General features: G+C 71.2%; 18 protein-coding genes. 15 read left to right on the forward strand and 3 right to left on the reverse strand.

The annotated features are described in order from the left end of the window. The first annotated feature begins 52 nt into the window (after positions 1-52). From ACFZBD_RS28780 to ACFZBD_RS28820, 9 genes are all read left to right on the forward strand, one after another. Positions 53-805: a YebC/PmpR family DNA-binding transcriptional regulator gene (locus ACFZBD_RS28780; protein WP_391145018.1), complete on the forward strand. Its 753-nt coding sequence runs from the start codon at positions 53-55 to the stop codon at positions 803-805. Positions 806-934: 129 nt separating this feature from the next. Continuing rightward, positions 935-1,531 (forward strand): crossover junction endodeoxyribonuclease RuvC, encoded by a 597-nt coding sequence (gene ruvC / locus ACFZBD_RS28785; protein ID WP_391145020.1) that lies wholly within the window; start codon positions 935-937, stop codon positions 1,529-1,531. Continuing rightward, positions 1,528-2,160, forward strand: a complete 633-nt coding sequence (ruvA, locus tag ACFZBD_RS28790; RefSeq protein WP_391145023.1) for a Holliday junction branch migration protein RuvA — start codon at positions 1,528-1,530, stop codon at positions 2,158-2,160. Before ruvC ends, ruvA begins: the two co-directional genes overlap by 4 nt. A 68-nt stretch (positions 2,161-2,228) precedes the next feature. After that, positions 2,229-3,308 (forward strand): Holliday junction branch migration DNA helicase RuvB, encoded by a 1,080-nt coding sequence (gene ruvB / locus ACFZBD_RS28795; RefSeq protein ID WP_391145026.1) that lies wholly within the window; start codon positions 2,229-2,231, stop codon positions 3,306-3,308. A 176-nt stretch (positions 3,309-3,484) separates the two neighbouring features. Then, a complete protein-coding gene (gene yajC / locus ACFZBD_RS28800) occupies positions 3,485-3,961 on the forward strand; it encodes a preprotein translocase subunit YajC (protein WP_391145030.1) in 477 nt (158 codons plus the stop codon). Between the two features lie 145 nt (positions 3,962-4,106). Beyond that, complete coding sequence (gene secD, locus ACFZBD_RS28805) at positions 4,107-5,903, forward strand: protein translocase subunit SecD (protein WP_391145033.1); 1,797 nt, start codon at positions 4,107-4,109, stop codon at positions 5,901-5,903. A 1-nt stretch (position 5,904) separates the two neighbouring features. Next, the gene (gene secF / locus ACFZBD_RS28810) at positions 5,905-6,993 is read left to right on the forward strand and encodes a protein translocase subunit SecF (protein ID WP_391145036.1); all 1,089 of its coding nucleotides are present in this window, start codon (positions 5,905-5,907) and stop codon (positions 6,991-6,993) included. After that, a complete protein-coding gene (locus ACFZBD_RS28815) occupies positions 6,990-7,541 on the forward strand; it encodes an adenine phosphoribosyltransferase (RefSeq protein ID WP_391145039.1) in 552 nt (183 codons plus the stop codon). The genes secF and ACFZBD_RS28815 overlap by 4 nt, the downstream gene beginning before the upstream one ends. Positions 7,542-7,743: 202 nt before the next feature. After that, entirely contained in the window at positions 7,744-10,221 is a 2,478-nt protein-coding gene (locus ACFZBD_RS28820) for a RelA/SpoT family protein (protein ID WP_391145042.1), read from the forward strand. A 99-nt stretch (positions 10,222-10,320) separates the two neighbouring features. On the opposite strand, the gene ACFZBD_RS28825 is transcribed toward ACFZBD_RS28820, so the two are convergent. Both ACFZBD_RS28825 and ACFZBD_RS28830 read right to left on the reverse strand, forming a co-directional pair. Then, the gene (locus ACFZBD_RS28825; RefSeq protein ID WP_391145043.1) at positions 10,321-11,550 is read right to left on the reverse strand and encodes a DUF349 domain-containing protein; all 1,230 of its coding nucleotides are present in this window, start codon (positions 11,548-11,550) and stop codon (positions 10,321-10,323) included. A 186-nt stretch (positions 11,551-11,736) separates the two neighbouring features. Then, the gene (locus tag ACFZBD_RS28830) at positions 11,737-12,525 is read right to left on the reverse strand and encodes a peptidylprolyl isomerase (protein WP_391145045.1); all 789 of its coding nucleotides are present in this window, start codon (positions 12,523-12,525) and stop codon (positions 11,737-11,739) included. A 152-nt stretch (positions 12,526-12,677) separates the two neighbouring features. On the opposite strand from ACFZBD_RS28830, the gene ACFZBD_RS28835 reads away from it, so the two are divergent. From ACFZBD_RS28835 to rpsD, 5 genes are all read left to right on the forward strand, one after another. Next, the gene (locus ACFZBD_RS28835) at positions 12,678-13,385 is read left to right on the forward strand and encodes an MBL fold metallo-hydrolase (RefSeq protein ID WP_391145047.1); all 708 of its coding nucleotides are present in this window, start codon (positions 12,678-12,680) and stop codon (positions 13,383-13,385) included. Positions 13,386-13,395: 10 nt separating this feature from the next. After that, complete coding sequence (gene hisS / locus ACFZBD_RS28840) at positions 13,396-14,658, forward strand: histidine--tRNA ligase (protein WP_391145051.1); 1,263 nt, start codon at positions 13,396-13,398, stop codon at positions 14,656-14,658. A 164-nt stretch (positions 14,659-14,822) separates the two neighbouring features. Continuing rightward, the gene (locus ACFZBD_RS28845; protein ID WP_391145053.1) at positions 14,823-15,431 is read left to right on the forward strand and encodes a vitamin K epoxide reductase family protein; all 609 of its coding nucleotides are present in this window, start codon (positions 14,823-14,825) and stop codon (positions 15,429-15,431) included. A 93-nt stretch (positions 15,432-15,524) separates the two neighbouring features. Beyond that, positions 15,525-16,877, forward strand: coding sequence for an AAA family ATPase (locus ACFZBD_RS28850; RefSeq protein ID WP_391145055.1), 1,353 nt, complete (start codon positions 15,525-15,527; stop codon positions 16,875-16,877). A gap of 364 nt (positions 16,878-17,241) precedes the next feature. Continuing rightward, positions 17,242-17,856 carry a 30S ribosomal protein S4 gene (gene rpsD / locus ACFZBD_RS28855; RefSeq protein ID WP_365721216.1) on the forward strand — a complete coding sequence of 205 codons (615 nt, stop codon included), beginning with the start codon at positions 17,242-17,244 and terminating at the stop codon, positions 17,854-17,856. Positions 17,857-17,890: 34 nt separating this feature from the next. On the opposite strand, the gene ACFZBD_RS28860 is transcribed toward rpsD, so the two are convergent. After that, positions 17,891-20,059, reverse strand: a complete 2,169-nt coding sequence (locus ACFZBD_RS28860) for an AAA family ATPase (RefSeq protein ID WP_391145059.1) — start codon at positions 20,057-20,059, stop codon at positions 17,891-17,893. A gap of 177 nt (positions 20,060-20,236) precedes the next feature. Here ACFZBD_RS28860 and ACFZBD_RS28865 point away from each other — a divergent pair, with 177 nt between their 5' ends. Then, a complete protein-coding gene (locus tag ACFZBD_RS28865; RefSeq protein WP_391145062.1) occupies positions 20,237-20,677 on the forward strand; it encodes a DUF948 domain-containing protein in 441 nt (146 codons plus the stop codon).

Raw genomic sequence — 20,677 nt, forward strand, 5'->3', positions numbered from 1 at the left:
GTAGGATCTCTGGGGTTCGTTCAGTAATGGGTTACGCGAAGGAGACAGGCAGATGTCCGGCCACTCTAAATGGGCTACGACGAAGCACAAGAAGGCCGTGATCGACGCCAAGCGCGGCAAGCTCTTCGCGAAGCTGATCAAGAACATCGAGGTCGCCGCGCGTACCGGCGGTGCCGACATCGACGGCAACCCGACCCTCTTCGACGCCATCCAGAAGGCGAAGAAGAGCTCCGTCCCGAACAAGAACATCGACTCCGCGGTCAAGCGCGGCGGTGGTCTCGAGGCGGGCGGCGTCGACTACGAAACGATCATGTACGAGGGCTACGGTCCGAACGGTGTCGCGGTGCTCATCGAGTGCCTCACCGACAACCGCAACCGCGCCGCCTCCGACGTCCGCGTCGCCATGACCCGCAACGGCGGCTCCATGGCCGACCCCGGCTCGGTCTCGTACCTCTTCAACCGCAAGGGCGTCATCGTGCTCCCCAAGGGTGAGCTGACCGAGGACGACGTCCTCGGCGCGGTGCTCGACGCGGGCGCCGAGGAGGTCAACGACCTCGGTGACAGCTTCGAGGTGATCAGCGAGGCCACCGACATGGTCGCGGTCCGCACCGCCCTCCAGGAGGCCGGCATCGACTACGACTCCGCCGACTCCAACTTCCTCCCGACTATGCAGGTCGAACTCGACGAAGAGGGCGCGCGCAAGATCTTCAAGCTGATCGACGCGCTCGAGGACAGCGACGACGTGCAGAACGTCTTCGCCAACTTCGACGTCAGCGACGAGGTCATGGAGAAGGTCGACGCCTGACGGCGGGCCGTCTCGGACGGGCCGACGGGGACACACTCCCGTCGGCCCGTCGCCGTTCGTGGGGGGTTGTCAGTGCGAGCCGATAGCCTGCACAAACACATGAACGATGGTCGAGGCAGGGGTGGTGGCGTGCGCGTACTGGGGGTGGACCCCGGGCTGACCCGGTGCGGGATCGGCGTCGTCGAGGGCGTCGCCGGCCGGCCCCTGGCCATGCTCGGCGTGGGCGTGGTGCGGACGGCCGCGGACGCGGACATCGGCGTACGGCTGGTGGGCATCGAGCGCGGCATCGAGGAGTGGCTCGACCGCTTCTCTCCCGAACTGGTCGCCGTGGAGCGGGTGTTCAGCCAGCACAACGTCCGTACGGTCATGGGCACCGCCCAGGCGAGCGCGGTCGCCATGCTGTGCGCGTCCCGGCGCGGCATCCCCGTCGCCCTGCACACCCCGAGCGAGGTCAAGGCAGCCGTCACCGGCAGCGGACGGGCCGACAAGGCGCAGGTCGGCGCCATGGTGACCCGGCTGCTGCGCCTCGCGGAACCGCCGAAGCCGGCCGACGCGGCGGACGCCCTCGCGCTGGCCATCTGCCACATCTGGCGGGCCCCCGCCCAGAACCGCCTCCAGCAGGCGGTCGCCCAGCACACCGCCGCGGCCCGGACCGCCTCCGGTGCCGCTTCCGTGCCGTCCGCCCCGACCTCCGCTCCGCGCACCGCGAAAGGCCGTACCCGATGATCGCCTTCGTCAGTGGCCCCGTCGCCGCACTCGCCCCCACCACGGCCGTGATCGAGGTCGGCGGTGTGGGCATGGCCGTCCAGTGCACCCCGACCACCCTCGCCGACCTGAGGATCGGTCAGGAAGCCCGGCTGGCCACGTCGTTGGTGGTGCGCGAGGACTCCCTCACGCTCTACGGCTTCGCCGACGACGACGAGCGGCAGGTCTTCGAAGTCCTCCAGACCGCCAGCGGCGTCGGCCCGCGCCTCGCCCAGGCCATGCTCGGCGTGCACAGCCCCGACGCCCTGCGCCTGGCCGTCTCCACCGGAGACGAGAAAGCGCTCACCGCCGTCCCCGGCATCGGCAAGAAGGGCGCCCAGAAGCTGCTCCTCGAACTGAAGGACAAGCTGGGCCGGCCGCTCGGCACCAGCGGCCTGGTCGGCGCCCAGCGCGCCGCCGCCTCCGGCCCCGCCCCGTGGACGGAGCAGCTGTCCGCCGCGCTCATCGGCCTCGGCTACGCGAGCCGCGAGGCGGAGGACGCCGTCACCGCCGTCACCCCGCAGGCCGAGGCCGCCATCGCCGAATCCGGCTCCGCCCCGGTCCCGCAGCTGCTGCGCGCCGCGCTCCAGACCCTCAACCGCGCCCGGTAACCCCGGCCCGTACCCGTACCCGTACCCGTACCCGTACCGCACCGAGACGACCGAGAAGGCAGACACACGTGAACTGGGACGACGACACCGCACCGGCCGCCGAGGAGCGGATCGTCGACGCCTCCGCCGAAGGTGACGACCAGGCCGTCGAGGCGGCCCTGCGCCCCAAGGACCTCGGCGAGTTCGTCGGCCAGGAGAAGGTCCGCCAGCAGCTCGACCTCGTCCTCAAGGCCGCCCGCCAGCGCGGCGCCACCGCCGACCACGTCCTGCTCTCCGGCGCCCCCGGCCTCGGCAAGACCACCCTCTCGATGATCATCGCGGCCGAGATGAACGCCCCGATCCGGATCACCTCCGGCCCGGCCATCCAGCACGCCGGCGACCTCGCCGCGATCCTCTCGTCCCTCCAGGAGGGCGAGATCCTCTTCCTCGACGAGATCCACAGGATGTCCCGCCCCGCCGAGGAGATGCTCTACATGGCGATGGAGGACTTCCGCGTCGACGTCATCGTCGGCAAGGGCCCCGGCGCCACCGCCATCCCCCTGGAGCTCCCGCCCTTCACCCTGGTCGGCGCCACCACCCGCGCCGGACTCCTGCCGCCCCCGCTCCGGGACCGTTTCGGCTTCACCGGCCACATGGAGTTCTACGACCCCTCCGAGCTGGAGCGCGTCATCCACCGCTCCGCCGGCCTCCTCGCCGTCGAGATCGACACCGCCGGAGCCGCCGAGATCGCCGGCCGCTCCCGGGGAACCCCCCGCATCGCCAACCGCCTCCTCCGTCGCGTCCGGGACTACGCCCAGGTCAGGGCCGACGGAGTGATCGACCGCGAGATCGCCGCCGCCGCCCTCGGGGTGTACGAAGTGGACAGCCGGGGCCTCGACCGGCTCGACCGCGCCGTCCTGCAGGCCCTGCTCAAGCTCTTCGGCGGCGGCCCGGTCGGCCTGTCGACCCTCGCGGTCGCCGTGGGGGAGGAGCGGGAGACCGTCGAGGAGGTCGCCGAGCCCTTCCTCGTACGAGAAGGACTCCTGGCCCGTACGCCCCGTGGTCGGGTCGCCACTCCCGCCGCATGGACCCATCTCGGGCTCGTCCCGCCGCAGGCAGCGGCCCCGGGGGCGCGGGGAAGCGGACAACAGGGGCTCTTCGGGGCGTGACGGCACGGTGACGGCGCGGAGACTCGTCGGACGAGGAACCGCGGTGCGATGCTGGACGTTGTTCCATCGATGCGGACTCGCCTAGACTCCGCCGATGCCGACCTTTCTGGTCGGCACGCCCACCCCCGAAGATCAGGCCGCGGTTTCTCCGCGTCCGTGCGAAGGAAACCCGTCCCGTGAGTATCGTGACCCTCCTCCCCTTCATCGTCCTCATCGGGGCCATGTTCCTGATGACCCGCTCTGCCAAGAAGAAGCAGCAGGCGGCGGCGGAGATGCGCAACCAGATGCAGCCCGGCACCGGCGTACGGACCATTGGGGGGATGTACGCCACCGTCAAGGAGGTCGGTGACGAGACCGTCCTCCTCGAGGTCGCGCCCGGCGTGCACGCCGTCTACGCCAAGAACTCCATCGGCGCGGTTCTCGCCGACGAGGAGTACAACCGGATCGTGCACGGCGACGAGCCCGACGCCGACGCCGCCGTCGTGCCCGACGACGCCTCCTCGCTGACCGAGTCCGCCGAGGATGCCGAGCACGACGCCGTGGAGGTCTCGGGGGAGGCCAAGACCGACCTGACCAAGAAGGCGGACGCGGCCGAGACCGGCGGCGAGGTCAAGAAGGACGTCAAGGCCGACGGCGAGACGGACGGGAAGTAGTCGCGACCGGGGACCGCCAGGACGCCCACCCGGCGTCCGCGGTCCCCGGCACGGTTGCACGTCTGCGGGGGCAGGTCCCCACACACACTTCGTGGCCGTACGCGCACACCCGGCGCGGAACGGTTGGACAGGGAGAAACGACAAGGTGGCAGCACCGAAGAAGGCCCGAAGGCCGGCGGGGGGCCCGGGGGGCCAGAGCAGGCCGGGGCGTGCCCTGGCTCTGATCCTGATCGCGATGGTCGCGCTCACGGGCGGAATGTTCTGGTCGGGTCACACCACGCCGCGACTGGGCATCGACCTCGCCGGTGGCACGTCGATCACGCTGAAGGCGAAGGCGGAGCCGGGCAAGGAAGAGGCCGTCAACGAGACCAACATGAACACCGCGGTCGGCATCATCGACCGCCGTGTCAACGGTCTCGGTGTCTCCGAGGCCGAGGTCCAGACGCAGGGCCGCGAGAACATCATCGTCAACATCCCCCGGGGTGTGAACGAGAAGCAGGCGCGTGAGCAGGTCGGTACGACCGCCCAGCTGCACTTCCGACCCGTGCTGACCTGGGCGCCGGGCGGACCGACGACTCCGACGCCGTCCGGCAGCCCCACGCCGTCCGGCTCCGCGAAGCCGTCCGCCGAACCGTCGGGCTCGGCCACGCCGAAGGCCGGCACCTCGGCCACCCCGTCCGCGGGCGCCACGCAGGGACGAGCCGTCAGCGAAGCGCTGAAGAAGGCTCCCAGCCCCAGCGCCTCCGGGAGCGCCACGCCGGACGCCTCGAAGTCCCCCGAGCCCGCGGCGACCCCGCCCGCGGCCGACTCGGCCGACGCGAAGCTGCAGCAGCAGTTCGCGGCGCTCGACTGCACTCCCAAGGCGGAGAAGGCCGGCGCCAAGAAGGTCGTGCCCAACCCGGCCCGCAGTGTCCCCGCGGAGCAGCCGACCGTCGCGTGCGGCGCCGAAGGCGACGCCAAGTACCTCCTCGGCCCCGCCGAGGTCGACGGCAGGGACGTCGACGAGGCCCAGGGCACCTTCGACCAGCAGCGCGGCATGTGGATCGTGAACATGGAGTTCACGGACGCGGGCGCCAAGAAGTTCTCGAAGATCACCAGCAAGCTGGCGCAGCAGCAGGAGCCGCAGAACCAGTTCGCGATCGTCCTCGACGGCGAGGTCGTCTCGGCCCCGTCCGTGCGCACGGCGCTCAGCGCCAACGCGGAGATCTCCGGCAGCTTCACCCAGCAGTCCGCCCAGGACCTCGGCAACATCCTGTCCTACGGCGCGCTGCCGCTCTCCTTCGACACCCAGAGCGTCGACACCGTCACCGCGGCCCTCGGTGGCGAGCAGCTCGAGGCGGGTCTGATCGCCGGTGCGATCGGTCTGGCGCTCGTGGTGATCTACCTGGTCGTGTACTACCGCGGCCTGTCGCTGATCGCCCTGCTCAGCCTCGGCGCCTCGGCCCTCCTCACCTACGTGATCATGTCGCTGCTCGGCCCGGCCATCGGCTTCGCGCTGAACCTCCCGGCCGTCTGCGGTGCCATCGTCGCCATCGGTATCACCGCGGACTCGTTCATCGTCTACTTCGAACGCATCCGCGACGAGGTCCGCGAGGGCCGCACGCTGCGCCCGGCCGTCGAGCGAGCCTGGCCGCGTGCCCGTCGTACGATCCTGGTCTCCGACTTCGTGTCGTTCCTCGCCGCCGCCGTGCTCTTCGTGGTCACGGTCGGCAAGGTCCAGGGCTTCGCGTTCACCCTCGGCCTGACCACCCTGCTCGACGTGGTCGTGGTGTTCTTCTTCACCAAGCCGCTGATGACGCTGCTCGCGCGCACCAAGTTCTACGGCGACGGCCACGCCTGGTCCGGACTGGACCCGAAGCGCCTCGGCGCGAAGCCGCCGCTGCGCCGCTCCCGCCGTGCCGCCGCCCCCGCCGCCGGCTCTGTCGACCCGAAGGAGGCGTGACATGGCCAAGACCAACAGCCTCGGCGCCCGGCTCAACCGCGGTGAGATCGTTTACGACTTCATCGGCAACCGCAAGCTCTGGTACGGCCTGTCGATCCTCATCACGATCACGGCGATCGTGGCCCTTGCCGTCCGTGGTCTGAACATGGGCATCGAGTTCCAGGGCGGCGCCGTCTTCACCACCCCGAAGTCGGACATCTCCGTCTCGCAGGCCCAGGAGCACGCGGAGGAGGCCTCCGGCCACGAGGCGGTCGTCCAGAAGCTCGGCAGCGGCGCGCTGCGCATCCAGGTCGGCGGCCTCGACACCGCCAAGTCCGACCAGGTCCGCGCCGAGCTCGCCAAGGACCTCAACATCCCCGAGAGCAAGATCGCGGCGGAGCTGGTCGGTCCCAGCTGGGGCGAGCAGATCGCCAACAAGGCATGGACCGGTCTCGCCGTCTTCATGATCCTCGTGGTGATCTATCTGGCCATCGCCTTCGAATGGAGAATGGCGGTCGCGGCGCTCATCGCCCTGATCCATGACCTCACCATCACCGTGGGCATCTACACGCTGGTGGGCTTCGAGGTCACGGTCGGCACGGTCATCGGTCTGCTGACGATCCTCGGTTATTCGCTGTACGACACGGTCGTGGTCTTCGACTCCCTCAAGGAGGGGACGAAGAGCATCACCAAGCAGAGCCGCTACACCTACAGCGACCTGGCGAACCGCTCGATCAACAGCACGCTGATCCGGTCGATCAACACCACCGTCGTGGCGCTGCTGCCGGTCGCCGGCCTGCTCTTCATCGGCGGCGGATTCCTCGGCGCCGGCATGCTGAACGACATCTCGCTGTCGCTCTTCGTCGGCCTCGCCGCCGGTGCGTACTCCTCGATCTTCATCGCCACCCCGCTCGTCGCCGACCTCAAGGAGCGCGAGCCCGCGATCAAGGCGCTGAGGAAGCGGGTCGTCGCCAAGCGGGCCGCCGCGGCCGCCAAGGGCGAGTCCCCGGACGACGGCGCCGAGGACGCGGACCACTTCCAGGACGAGGCGGAAGCCGCCGTCGTCGGCCAGCGCGGCCGTCGCGGGCAGGCGTCGGAGCCCCGCGGATGACAGCCGAGGCCCCGGACACCACGGCTCTGCTCCTCAGCCGGATCAGGGACGTCCCCGACTATCCGAAGCCGGGCGTGCTGTTCAAGGACATCACCCCGCTGCTCGCGGACCCGGAGGCGTTCACCGCCCTGACCGACACCCTCGCCACGCTGTGCGCCACGCACGGCGCGACGAAGGTCGTCGGCCTGGAGGCGCGCGGCTTCATCCTCGCCGCGCCCGTCGCGGTCCGCGCGGGCCTGGGCTTCATCCCGGTCCGCAAGGCGGGCAAGCTGCCCGGAGCCACGCTGAAGCAGGCGTACGAGCTGGAGTACGGCACCGCCGAGATCGAGGTGCACGCCGAGGACCTGCTGCCCGGTGACCGGGTCCTGGTCATCGACGACGTCCTCGCCACCGGCGGCACCGCCGAGGCCGCGCTGGAGCTCATCCGGCGGGCCGGGGCCGAGGTCGCGGGTGTCGCGGTCCTCATGGAGCTCGGCTTCCTCGCCGGGCGCGCCCGCCTGGAGCCCGCCCTGCGCGGCGCTCCCCTGGAGGCGCTGATCACGGTCTGACGCCGTGGACGAGTACGGAGCGGGGCGCTTCGGGGGAATCCCCGGGGCGCCCCGTCCGTTCTCCGGTATGTCCCGGAAAGGGACCCCCGGCGGGGAGGGTGCCCCGCGCACCGGCCCCACGCGTGCGCACCCCGGCGCCCGGGTCGATACCATGGGCTTTCCGGGCCTGTCCGGGGGACCCGGTACCGCACGAGGAGCGCTCTTGCCAGACGAGGCCCAGCCACTCTCCGCAGCGCAGCCCGACCAGCAGGCCGAGAAGGCCGGGCCGGGCCCCGCCACGCCCCAGAACACGTCCGCGGAGAGCAGCCCCTCGCCCGTGGCCCCCACGCCGGCGCCGGTCCAGCCGTCCGCGGCGCGGCCCGTGCCCCCCGCTCCGGCCCGCTCCGGCGGCTCCTCCAACCGCGTGCGCGCCCGCCTCGCCCGCCTGGGCGTCCAGCGCTCCTCCCCGTACAACCCGGTCCTGGAACCGCTGCTGCGGATCGTCCGCTCCAACGACCCCAAGATCGAGACGGCGACGCTCCGCCAGGTCGAGCGCGCCTACCAGGTCGCCGAGCGCTGGCACCGCGGCCAGAAGCGCAAGAGCGGCGACCCGTACATCACGCACCCGCTCGCCGTCACCACCATCCTCGCCGAGCTGGGCATGGACCCGGCGACGCTGATGGCCGGACTGCTGCACGACACCGTCGAGGACACCGAGTACGGCCTCGACACCCTGCGCCGCGACTTCGGCGACCAGGTCGCCCTCCTCGTCGACGGCGTCACCAAGCTCGACAAGGTCAAGTTCGGCGAGGCGGCGCAGGCCGAGACCGTGCGCAAGATGGTCGTCGCCATGGCCAAGGACCCGCGCGTCCTGGTCATCAAGCTCGCCGACCGGCTGCACAACATGCGCACCATGCGCTATCTCAAGCGGGAGAAGCAGGAGAAGAAGGCCCGCGAGACCCTCGAGATCTACGCGCCCCTGGCCCACCGCCTGGGCATGAACACCATCAAGTGGGAGCTGGAGGACCTCGCCTTCGCGATCCTCTACCCCAAGATGTACGACGAGATCGTCCGGCTCGTCGCCGAGCGCGCGCCCAAGCGCGACGAATACCTCGCGATAGTGACCGACGAGGTCCAGGCCGACCTGCGCGCCGCCCGCATCAAGGCCACCGTCACCGGCCGCCCCAAGCACTACTACAGCGTCTACCAGAAGATGATCGTCCGCGGCCGTGACTTCGCGGAGATCTACGACCTGGTCGGCATCCGTGTCCTCGTCGACACCGTCCGCGACTGCTACGCCGCACTCGGCACCGTCCACGCGCGATGGAACCCGGTCCCCGGCCGGTTCAAGGACTACATCGCGATGCCGAAGTTCAACATGTACCAGTCGCTCCACACGACGGTCATCGGACCCAACGGCAAGCCCGTCGAGCTGCAGATCCGTACGTTCGACATGCACCGCAGGGCCGAGTACGGCATCGCCGCGCACTGGAAGTACAAGCAGGAGGCCGTCGCCGGCGCCTCCAAGGTGCGCGCCGACGTGCCGAAGAAGACCGGCAAGGACGACCACCTCAACGACATGGCGTGGCTGCGCCAGCTGCTGGACTGGCAGAAGGAGACCGAGGACCCCAGCGAGTTCCTGGAGTCCCTCCGCTTCGACCTCTCCCGCAACGAGGTCTTCGTCTTCACCCCCAAGGGCGACGTCATAGCGCTGCCGGCCGGGGCCACCCCCGTCGACTTCTCCTACGCCGTCCACACCGAGGTCGGCCACCGCACCATAGGCGCGCGGGTCAACGGGCGGCTCGTCCCGCTCGAGTCGACCCTCGACAACGGCGACCTGGTCGAGGTCTTCACCTCCAAGGCCGCGGGCGCCGGCCCGTCCCGCGACTGGCTCGGCTTCGTCAAGTCCCCGCGGGCCCGCAACAAGATCCGCGCCTGGTTCTCCAAGGAGCGCCGCGACGAGGCGATCGAGCAGGGCAAGGACTCCATCGCGCGGGCCATGCGCAAGCAGAACCTGCCGATCCAGCGCATCCTGACCGGCGACTCCCTCGTCACCCTCGCCCACGAGATGCGCTACAGCGACATCTCCTCGCTGTACGCGGCCATCGGCGAGGGCCATGTCACCGCCCAGTCGATCGTGCAGAAGCTGGTTCAGGCGCTCGGCGGCGAGGAGGCCGCCAACGAGGACCTGGTCGAGACCGCCCCGCCCTCGCGCGGCCGCGCCAAGCGCCGCTCGAGCGCCGACCCCGGTGTCGTCGTCAAGGGCGTCGACGACGTCTGGGTCAAGCTGGCCCGCTGCTGCACCCCCGTGCCCGGAGACCCGATCATCGGCTTCGTCACCCGGGGCAGCGGCGTATCGGTCCACCGCAGCGACTGCCTCAACGTCGAATCGCTCTCCCGCGAGCCGGAGCGCATCCTCGAGGTCGAGTGGGCGCCCACCCAGTCCTCGGTCTTCCTGGTCGCCATCCAGGTCGAGGCCCTGGACCGCTCCCGGCTCCTCTCGGACGTCACGCGGGTCCTGTCGGACCAGCACGTCAACATCCTCTCGGCGGCCGTCCAGACCTCCCGGGACCGAGTGGCCACCTCGCGCTTCACCTTCGAGATGGGCGACCCCAAGCACCTGGGGCACGTCCTGAAGGCCGTCCGCGGCGTGGAGGGCGTCTACGACGTCTACCGCGTCACCTCGGCCCGCAGGCCGTAAGACCACCGGTCACGCCCTCCGGGCCCGTACCGTACGGCGAAGGGCCCCGACACCTCTTCAGGTGTCGGGGCCCTTCGCCGTACGCGGGCGGCCGTGGTCTCAGCCGCCGAACTCGTGCAGGCCCTTCAGCGCCTGGTCGAGCAGGGCCTGACGGCCCTCCAGCTCACGCCCCAGCTTGTCGGCCTTGGCGTCGTTGCCCGCCGCGCGGGCCGCGTCGATCTGCTTCTGCAGCTTGTCGACCGCGTCCTGCAGCTGACCGGTCAGGCCCGCGGCACGCGCGCGTGCCTCCGGGTTCGTCCGGCGCCACTCCGTCTCCTCGGCCTCGCCGATCGCCCGCTCCACCGCGTGCATCCGGCCCTCGACCTTGGGCCGGGCGTCGCGCGGCACATGGCCGATGGCCTCCCAGCGCTCGTTGAGGGAGCGGAAGGCGGCACGGGCCGCTTTCAGGTCCGTCACCGGCACCAGCTTCTCGGCCTCGGTCGCGAGCTCCTCCTTGAGCTTGAGGTTCTCGGTCTGCTCCGCGTCCCGCTCGGCGAAGACCTCGCCGCGCGCCGCGAAGAAGACGTCCTGGGCACCGCGGAAGCGGTTCCACAGGTCGTCCTCGTGCTCGCGCTGGGCGCGGCCCGCCGCCTTCCACTCCGTCATCAGCTCGCGGTACCGGGCGGCCGTGCCGCCCCAGTCGTTGGAGTTCGAGAGCGACTCGGCCTCCGCGACCAGCTTCTCCTTGGCCTTGCGGGCCTCCTCGCGCTGCGCGTCCAGCGAGGCGAAGTGCGCCTTGCGGCGCTTGGAGAACGCCGAGCGGGCGTGCGAGAAGCGGTGCCACAGCTCGTCGTCGGACTTCCGGTCGAGCCGCGGCAGGCCCTTCCAGGTGTCGACGAGGGCCCGCAGCCGCTCACCGGCGGAGCGCCACTGCTCGCTCTGCGCCAGCTCCTCGGCCTCCTTGACCAGAGCCTCCTTGGCGCCGCGCGCCTCGTCGGTCTGCTTGGCCTTCTGGGCCTTGCGCTCCTCGCGGCGCGACTCGACCGTCTCCACCAGCTTGTCCAGCCGGGCACCCAGCGCGGCGAGGTCGCCGACGGCGTGATGCTCGTCCACCTGCTGACGGATGTGATCGATCGCGGTCGTCGCGTCCTTGGCGGAGAGGTCGGTCGTCCTCACCCGCTTCTCGAGGAGGCCGATCTCGACCACCAAGCCCTCGTACTTGCGCTCGAAGTAGGCCAGTGCCTCCTCGGGAGTACCGGCCTGCCACGATCCGACGACCTTCTCGCCCTCGGCAGTACGCACGTACACGGTGCCCGTCTCGTCGACGCGGCCCCACGGGTCGCTGCTCACAGCGCCTCCTCCACATGATGCCGACGAGGGGGTTGTGCCCCCTGGGCATCGTCCACAGTTTCCGGGGGCGGGCAGCGCCCGCCCTGCACAACGCCAATCTAGGCGACCGGTCGCCCGGCTGTCCGCACTCCGCGCGACCGAAATCGGATGGTCACGCCGAGGCTCGCGCCCACTGTCCCTCCCGCGTCACTCCTTGGTGACGGTGGCCTTCGCGATGGTGACCGGCTTCTTCGGGGCGCCGTCCTTGGCGCCGCCCTCGACGCCGCCCTTCGCGACCTCCTCGACCACCTTCAGACCGGCCGCGTCCATCGTGCCGAAGGGGGTGTAGGTGGGCGGCAGCTTGGTGTCCTTGTAGACCAGGAAGAACTGGCTGCCGCCGGTGCCCGGCTGACCGGTGTTGGCCATGGCGACGGTCCCGGCGGGGAACGTCACCGTGCCGCCCGCGCCCGCCTTGCCCAGCGCGGTCAGGTTCTCGTCCGGGATGTTGTAGCCCGGGCCGCCGGTGCCGTCGCCCTTCGGGTCGCCGCACTGCAGGACGAAGATGCCGTCCGTGGTGAGCCGGTGGCACTTCGAGCCGTCGAAGTACTTCTTGTCCGCGAGGTGCTTGAAGGAGTTCACCGTCCGCGGGGTCTTCGCCGCGTCCATCGTGATCGAGACGTTGCCCTGATTCGTGTTCAGGGCCATCGTGTACGTGCCCTTCTTCTCGATGGCCAGGGCCGGCTCGGGCGCCTGCGACTCGCTCTGCGAGGGCGTCGGGGTGGTGTCGCCGGGCGCCGCGCTGTCCCCGCCCTTCTTCTCCCCGTCCGTCAGCGCGACCGAGGCGTACACCGCACCGCCGGCGGCCAGCACCACGGCGAGGGCGGCCGCGATGACGGTGTTGCGGCGCCGCGCCTTCTGCTGCTCCTGGCGCCGCTGCTGCTGGCGCACGTACTTCTCCCGGGCGAGCTGCCGCCGCCGCTGATCGCTGCTGACCACCGGGTCTGCTCCTTGTAGGTCGTCTGTTCCAGTCCTGGCCGGATGTGCCCGTACCGTATACGGGTTGGCTGTGGAATACGCAGCGCCGGTAGGCTCTGATCTGCCGCTTCCGCCCCGTCGCACCCTGTGCCGGACGACAATTAAGGACGATCGTGCTGATTGCCGGGTTCCCCGCCGGGGCCTGGGGGACCAATTGCTATCTGGTCGCCCCCGCAGCGGGCGAGGAGTGCGTGATCATCGACCCCGGCCACCAGGCCGCCCAGGGAGTCGAGGAGACGCTGAAGAAGCACCGGCTGAAGCCGGTCGCGGTGGTCCTCACCCACGGCCACATCGACCACGTCGCCTCCGTCGTCCCCGTCTGCGGCGCCCATGACGTCCCCGCGTGGATCCATCCCGCCGACCGCTACATGATGAGCGACCCGGAGAAGGCCCTCGGCCGCTCCATCGGGATGCCCCTCATGGGCGAGCTGACCGTGGGCGAGCCGGACGACGTGCACGAGCTGAGCGACGGCGCCGCGCTGGACCTCGCCGGCATGCGGTTCTCCGTCGCCCACGCGCCCGGCCATACCAAGGGGTCGGTGACCTTCCAGATGCCGCAGACCACGGAGATCCCCTCCGTGTTCTTCTCGGGCGATCTGCTCTTCGCCGGCTCCATCGGACGCACCGACCTGCCCGGTGGTGACATGGACGAGATGCTCGAATCGCTGGCCCGCGTGTGCCTGCCCCTCGACAACTCGACCGTGGTGCTGTCGGGACACGGTCCCCAGACGACCATCGGCCAGGAGCGCGCCACCAACCCGTACCTACGGGACGTGGCCGCCGGCCTCGGGAGCACGAAGGCTCCCCGACGAGGAATGTGACGAGATCTACGTGAGCACCTTCAAGGCCCCCAAGGGCACCTTCGACCTGATCCCGCCGTACTCCGCCACCTACCTGGCGGTCCGCGACGCCATCTCCGGCCCCCTGCGCCGGTCCGGCTACGGCTACGTCGAGACGCCCGGCTTCGAGGACGTCAACCTCTTCGCGCGCGGTGTCGGCGAGTCGACCGACATCGTCACCAAGGAGATGTACACCCTCACCACCAAGGGCGGCTCCGAGCTGGCGCTCCGCCCCGAGGGCACCGCCTCCGTACTGCGCGCGGCCCTGGAGGCCAGCCTCCACAAGCAGGGCAACCTGCCCGTCAAGCTCTGGTACTCCGGCTCGTACTACCGCTACGAGCGCCCGCAGAAGGGCCGCTACCGCCACTTCTCGCAGGTCGGCGCCGAGGCCATCGGAGCCGAGGACCCGGCGCTCGACGCCGAGCTGATCATCCTGGCCGACCAGGCGTACCGCTCGCTCGGCCTGCGGAACTTCCGCATCCTGCTGAACTCCCTGGGCGACAAGGAGTGCCGCCCCGTCTACCGCGAGGTGCTCCAGGGCTTCCTGCGCGGCCTCGACCTCGACGAGGAGACCCGCCGCCGCATCGAGATCAACCCGCTGCGCGTCCTCGACGACAAGCGGGCGGAGGTCCAGAAGCAGCTCGTCGGGGCGCCCTCGCTCGCCGACCACCTCTGCGACGCCTGCAAGGCCTACCACTCCGAGGTGCGCGCGCTGCTCACGGCGGCCGGCGTGGCCTTCGAGGACGACGAGAAGCTGGTCCGCGGCCTCGACTACTACACCCGGACCACCTTCGAGTTCGTCCACGACGGCCTCGGCTCGCAGTCCGCGGTCGGTGGCGGCGGACGCTACGACGGCCTCTCCGAGATGATCGGCGGCCCCGCGCTCCCCTCCGTCGGCTGGGCCCTCGGCGTGGACCGCACGGTCCTCGCCCTGGAGGCCGAGGGCATCGAGCTGGACATCCCGCCGGCCACCAGCGTCTTCGCCGTCCCGCTCGGCGAGGAGGCGCGCCGCGTGCTGTTCGGCCTCGTCACCGAGCTGCGCAAGGCGGGCGTGGCGACGGACTTCGGCTACGGCGCGAAGAGCCTGAAGAGCCACATGAAGAACGCCCACCGGTCCGGCGCCCGTTACGCCCTCGTCGCCGGCGAGCGGGACCTCGCCGAGGGCCTCGTCCAGCTCAAGGACATGGAGACCGGCGAGCAGGAGCCCATCGCCCTGGACAGGGTGGTCGAGGAGCTCCGCGCCAAGTCGGCCTGACCCGGAGGCGGACGCACACGGAGAGGGGCCCGGACCGCGGGGGAGCGGCCGAGGCCCCTCTCCCGTACGGCCTGCTCGCACTTATGTCCACCGAACGGCGTGTACGGGTCCTCGTGCGGCAGAATGACCTTGCCCCAGCCCAGCGAAACGACGGAAACGGCGATATGACGACAGCCAAGGTGGAGCGCGACGGCGGCACGATCGGCGCGAGCCGGGCCTTCGCCTGGATGCTGGTGATCACCGGCGCGGCCGGGGTGCTCGCCGCCTGGGTCATCACGATCGACAAGTTCAAGCTGCTGGAGGACCCGAACTTCACGCCGGGCTGCAGCCTCAACCCGATCGTCTCCTGCGGCAACATCATGAAGAGCGACCAGGCGTCGGTCTTCGGCTTCCCCAACCCCATGCTGGGCCTCGTCACCTACGCCATGGTCGTCGCGATCGGCCTCGCCCTCCTCGCGGGTGCCCGCTACCGCCGCTGGTACTGGCTCGGCCTGAACGCCGGCACCCTCTTCGGCGTCGGGTTCTGCACCTGGCTGATGTACCAGTCGCTGTACGAGATCAACTCCCTGTGCCTGTGGTGCTGCCTCGCCTGGGTCGCCACCATCGTCATGTTCTGGTACGTGACCTCGCACAACGTCCGCCAGGGCGTCATCCCCGCCCCCGGCGGCCTGCGGACCTTCTTCGCCGAGTTCACCTGGGTGCTGCCCGTCCTGCACATCGGGATCATCGGCATGCTGATCCTGACGCGCTGGTGGGACTTCTGGACCAGCTGACCGCCCCGCCGCGGGAGGCGCCGACGGGCGGTTCCCGCCCCGTCGCGGGCCGCCCCGACGGCGTTGTCAGTGGCGTGACCTAGGCTTCATGACGTGGAGCCCGACCTCTTTACCGCAGCAGCCGAAGAACGCCAGGAGAAGGACCCGTCCAGCAGCCCCCTGGCCGTCCGGATGCGCCCGCGCGTCCTCGACGAGGTCCTCGGCCAGCGCCACCTGCTCAAGCCGGGGGCCCCGCTGCGCCGCCTGGTGGGCGAGGGCGACGGAGGGCCCGCCGGCGCCTCGTCGGTCATCCTCTGGGGCCCGCCCGGCATCGGCAAGACCACCCTCGCGTACGTCGTCTCCAAGGCGACCAACAAGCGCTTCGTGGAGCTGTCCGCGATCACCGCGGGCGTCAAGGAGGTCCGGGCGGTCATCGAGGGGGCCCGCCGCGCGGTCGGCGGCTACGGCAAGGAGACCGTCCTCTTCCTCGACGAGATCCACCGCTTCTCCAAGGCCCAGCAGGACTCGCTGCTCCCCGCGGTGGAGAACCGCTGGGTGACGCTGATCGCCGCGACGACGGAGAATCCGTACTTCTCGATCATCTCCCCGCTGCTCTCCCGGTCGCTGCTGCTCACGCTCGAACCGCTCACCGACGAGGACCTGCGCGACCTCCTCGCCCGCGCCCTGACCGAGGAGCGGGGACTCGGCGGAGCGGTCACCCTGCCCGAGGACGCCGAGGCGCACCTGCTGCGGATCGCCGGAGGGGACGCGCGCCGGGCGCTGACCGCGCTGGAGGCGGCCGCGGGCGCGGCCCTCGCCAAGGGCGAGCAGGAGATCACCCTGCGGACGGTCGAGGAGACCGTCGACCGCGCGGCGGTGACGTACGACCGGGACGGCGACCAGCACTACGACGTCGCGAGCGCGCTGATCAAGTCGATCCGGGGCTCGGACGTGGACGCGGCCCTGCACTATCTGGCGCGCATGATCGAGGCGGGGGAGGACCCCCGGTTCATCGCCCGGCGTCTGATGATCTCGGCCAGCGAGGACATCGGCCTCGCCGATCCGACCGCCCTGCCGACGGCCGTGGCGGCCGCCCAGGCCGTGGCCATGATCGGTTTCCCCGAGGCCGCGCTGACCCTGTCCCACGCGACGATCGCCCTCGCCCTGGCCCCCAAGTCGAACGCGGCGACGCTCGCGATCTCCGCCGCCCAGGCGGACGTGCGCAACGGCCTGGCCGGCCCGGTCCCGGCCCACCTGCGCGACGGGCACTACAAGGGCGCGGCCAAGCTCGGCCACGCCCAGGGATACGTCTATCCGCACGACGTCCCCGGCGGCATCGCGGCCCAGCAGTACGCCCCCGACGCGGTGCACGGCAAGCGCTACTACGAACCGACGAGGTACGGCGCCGAGGCGCGGTACGCGGACGTGGTGGAGAAGGTCCGCGACCGCCTCCGGGGCGACGGCTGACGGCAGCACGCCTCCGGCCCCGGGCGCGTGCACGGGCCCCCGCCCGACCCGGTACACTCGTGCGGAGTGCTGCGTCCCGTGTCCGGCTTCGGCCGGCGCCACCAGAACGGGACATGCAGCCGGAGCCCCGCCCCGGCGGGATCTCCAGGAGCGTCGCGCACCTTCGAAGGTGTCGCGGGCAACCCATCACCTCCCCGGACCCCCGGGACAAGGCGATGGGCCGTTCGCGTGCTGCACGTACGTGCCCAGACCAGGGAGCGGCTGCCCGACAGGTCCTCAGGGACCGGACGGGTTTCCCCGGCTGCGGATGCGACCTCCTCTAACCCTGGTGAAGCCGTATTCGTACAGATAGAGAGGTTGGTTCATGCCGAACCAGTCCCGTCCCAAGGTCAAGAAGTCGCGTGCGCTCGGTATCGCGCTGACGCCGAAGGCCGTCAAGTACTTCGAGGCCCGCCCCTACCCGCCGGGCGAGCACGGCCGTGGCCGCAAGCAGAACTCGGACTACAAGGTCCGTCTGCTCGAGAAGCAGCGTCTGCGCGCCCAGTACGACATCAGCGAGCGCCAGATGGCGCGCGCCTACGACCGCGCCAAGAAGGCCGAGGGCAAGACGGGTGAGGCGCTGGTCGTCGAGCTCGAGCGTCGCCTCGACGCCCTGGTCCTGCGTTCGGGCATCGCCCGCACCATCTACCAGGCCCGCCAGATGGTCGTGCACGGTCACATCCAGGTCAACGGCACCAAGGTCGACAAGCCGTCGTTCCGTGTCCGTCCCGACGACGTCGTGATGGTCCGCGAGCGCTCCCGCGAGAAGCCCCTGTTCCAGGTGGCCCGCGAGGGTGGCTTCGCCGCCGACGGTGAGACCCCGCGTTACCTGCAGGTCAACCTGAAGGCCCTGGCCTTCCGCCTCGACCGCGACCCGAACCGCAAGGAAATCCCGGTCATCTGCGACGAGCAGCTGGTCGTCGAGTACTACGCCCGCTGATCCAGCGGCCGTAGTACCGCGCACCCCGCGGTTCTCAGCCCGCCGTCTCCCCGCCCTTCCGGGTGGGGGAGCCGGCGGGCTTCCGCATTCCCGGCAGACACCGGCGCTGCGCCCGGGGAGCCTTCCCCGTCCTCGCGGGACCGGCCGCCGGATTCCGGCGCTCCGCGAGCGCCCGGGCCACCGCCGCCTCCAGCGAGAGCCCCCGGCCCTCCCGTACCGACGCCCCGTACCGCTCCGCGCCCAGCAGTTCGCCGGCCTGCCGCTCGCACAGCGCGCGCGGCGTGCCGAACGCCCCCGAACCGAAGGTCCGCAGCCCCACCGCGTCCCACACAGGCAGGGTCGCCCCCTGCAGCACCGCCGCCTCCTCCGGATCGCCCTCGCTCGCCGTCACCAGCGCCAGCAGCTCGATCGCGAGGACCAGCCCCACCAGATCGTGGAACGCGTGGTCGATGGTGATGCACTCGCCGAGCAGCGTCCGCGCCTCCCCGTGGGCGCCCCGCGTCCAGGCCGCGTACGCCAGCACATAGAGGGCGTACGCCCGCGTCCAGCGCTCCCCGCGCTCCTCGCAGATCTCCCGGACCTCCACGCAGAGCGCGACCGCCCCCTCCAGATCGCCCTGGAAGATCCGCGCCATCGCCAGCTCGACCTGCGCCATCAGCACGCTGCTGTTCAGCTCGCCGAGCCGCCGGTACGCCCGCAGGGCCCGGCCGATCAGCTCCTCCGCCCGGACCATGTCGTCCGTGAGCAGCGCCAGACAGCCCATCCGGTGCGTCGCGTACGCCTCCGCCAGCGCGTCGCCCGTACGCCGGGCCCGCTCGCCGCACTCGTGCAGCGCCGCCACCGCCGCCGTGGCGTCCCCCTGCAGGATCGCCACATAGCCGAGCACCCACAGCGCCTTCAGCCGGGCACCCGGCGGCTCGGAGTGCTCCGGATCCAGCGCCAGCGCCCGGTCCAGCCAGTGCCGCCCCTCCGACAGGCGCCCGCACCCCACCCAGTAGAACCAGAGCGTCCCCGCCAGGTGCCGCGCCAGATGCGCCTCGCCCGGCAGCTCCAGACACAGCTCGAGGGCCGCCCGCAGATTGGGCAGCGACGCCTCCGTGCTCGCCGCCACCTCGGCCTGGCGCGGACTGAACCACTCCAGCTCGCACCAGGTGGCGAGCCCCATGTACCAGTCCCGGTGCCGCCGGCGCATCCGCTCGGTGTCCCCCAGCGCCCCCAGCCACTCCGCCCCGTACGCGGCGACCGTGTCCAGCATGCGGTAGCGCGGGCCCGCCGGGCCGTCCTCGCGGGTCAGGAGGGACTGGGCCAGCAGACCGCCCAACACGTCGAGGACCCGCTCCGGCGCCAGCTCGGGCCCGCCGCAGACGTACTCCACCGCCTCCAGGTCGAACGGCCCGGCGAAGACCGACAGCCGCGCCCACAGCAGCCGCTCCTCGGGCGTGCACAGCTCATGGCTCCAGCCGATCGCCGTACGCAGCGTCTGATGACGCGGCAGCGCGCCGCGCGCCCCCACCGACAGCAGCCGGAAGCGGTCGTCCAGCCGGTGCAGCACCTGCTCCACCGTGAGCAGCGGCATCCTGGCCGCCGCCAGCTCCAGCGCCAGCGGAATCCCGTCGAGCCGCCGGCACACCTCCCGGACGGCGCCCCGGTCGCCGGGCGCCCCCGGGGCCGGCCCCCCGCCACCGGCCGCCGCCCGCTCCCCGAAGAGGGCCACCGCGTCCGCGACACCCATCGGCGCCAGGCTCAGGACGGCCTCGCCCTCCACCCGCAGCGGACGCCGGCCCGCCGCGAGGACGGTCAGGCCGGGGGAACACAGCAGCAACTCCCGTACCAGCAGCGCGCATTCCTCGACGAGGTGCTCGAAGCCGTCCAGGACGAGCAGCAGCCGGCGCTCCGCCAGGTGCTCGACCAGCACCTCCCGCGGGGCCCGCACGGTGTGATCGGTCAGGCCCAGCGCCTCCACGACGGCGTGGTCCACCAGCTCCGGGTCGCGCAGCGCCGCCAGCTCGACGAGCCACGCCCCGTCGGCGTAGCGTTTCTGCTCGGCCGACGCGGCCCGCAGCGCCAGCCGGGTCTTGCCGACACCCCCCACCCCGACGACCGTGACCAGTCGGAACTCCGCCAGGAGCCGGGCCAGTTCGTCCCGCTCGCCGGCCCGTCCGACGAACCGGTTCAACTCCGCCGGGAGATTGCTCCTTCGCATGGGACACGGAGCGTACTCACCCGGCAGCACTCCGTACAATCGGATCGGGCGGGTCCGCGTCCCGCGGCGCCGAATCCGGTACGGGGAAAGACCGCGGGCGCGATAGGGTCGGAGAACGACTTTTCGCAAGGCCCCGACGACATACAAGGCCCCGACGACAGCAGGGAGCGGTGCGGAGTGACCGGTGGAGAGGTTGCCGGGATCCTGGTGGCCGTGTTCTGGGCGATCCTCGTCTCCTTCCTCGCCGTGGTGCTGGTGAGACTGGCGCAGACGCTCAAGGCGACCACCAAGCTCGTGGCGGACGTGACCGAGCAGGCCGTGCCGTTGCTCGCCGACGCCTCGGCGACCGTCCGGTCCGCGCAGACCCAGCTCGACCGGGTCGACGCGATCGCATCGGACGTCCAGGAGGTCACCTCCAACGCCTCGGCGCTCTCCTCCACCGTCGCCTCCACCTTCGGCGGTCCGCTCGTCAAGGTCGCGGCCTTCGGCTACGGCGTCCGCAAGGCCCTCGGCCGCGGCCGCGAGGACGCGCCCCCGGCACCCGAGCCGCGCTCCCGCCGCACCGTGATCATCGGCCGCGCCGTCCCGTCCGCCAGGCGCCGGAAGCAGAAGGGCTGA

It is taken from the genome of Streptomyces sp. NPDC008121 (assembly GCF_042957155.1).
In the GTDB taxonomy this organism is placed as follows: domain Bacteria; phylum Actinomycetota; class Actinomycetes; order Streptomycetales; family Streptomycetaceae; genus Streptomyces.

Coding starts and splice junctions, on each gene's coding strand:
- ACFZBD_RS28860 (WP_391145059.1), bottom strand. CDS start 20,059: ATGCGAAGGAGCAATCTCCCGGCGGAGTTGAACCGGTTCGTCGGACGG.
- ACFZBD_RS28845 (WP_391145053.1), top strand. CDS start 14,823: ATGACGACAGCCAAGGTGGAGCGCGACGGCGGCACGATCGGCGCGAGC.
- ACFZBD_RS28815 (WP_391145039.1), top strand. CDS start 6,990: ATGACAGCCGAGGCCCCGGACACCACGGCTCTGCTCCTCAGCCGGATC.
- secF (WP_391145036.1), top strand. CDS start 5,905: ATGGCCAAGACCAACAGCCTCGGCGCCCGGCTCAACCGCGGTGAGATC.
- ruvA (WP_391145023.1), top strand. CDS start 1,528: ATGATCGCCTTCGTCAGTGGCCCCGTCGCCGCACTCGCCCCCACCACG.
- ACFZBD_RS28780 (WP_391145018.1), top strand. CDS start 53: ATGTCCGGCCACTCTAAATGGGCTACGACGAAGCACAAGAAGGCCGTG.
- rpsD (WP_365721216.1), top strand. CDS start 17,242: ATGCCGAACCAGTCCCGTCCCAAGGTCAAGAAGTCGCGTGCGCTCGGT.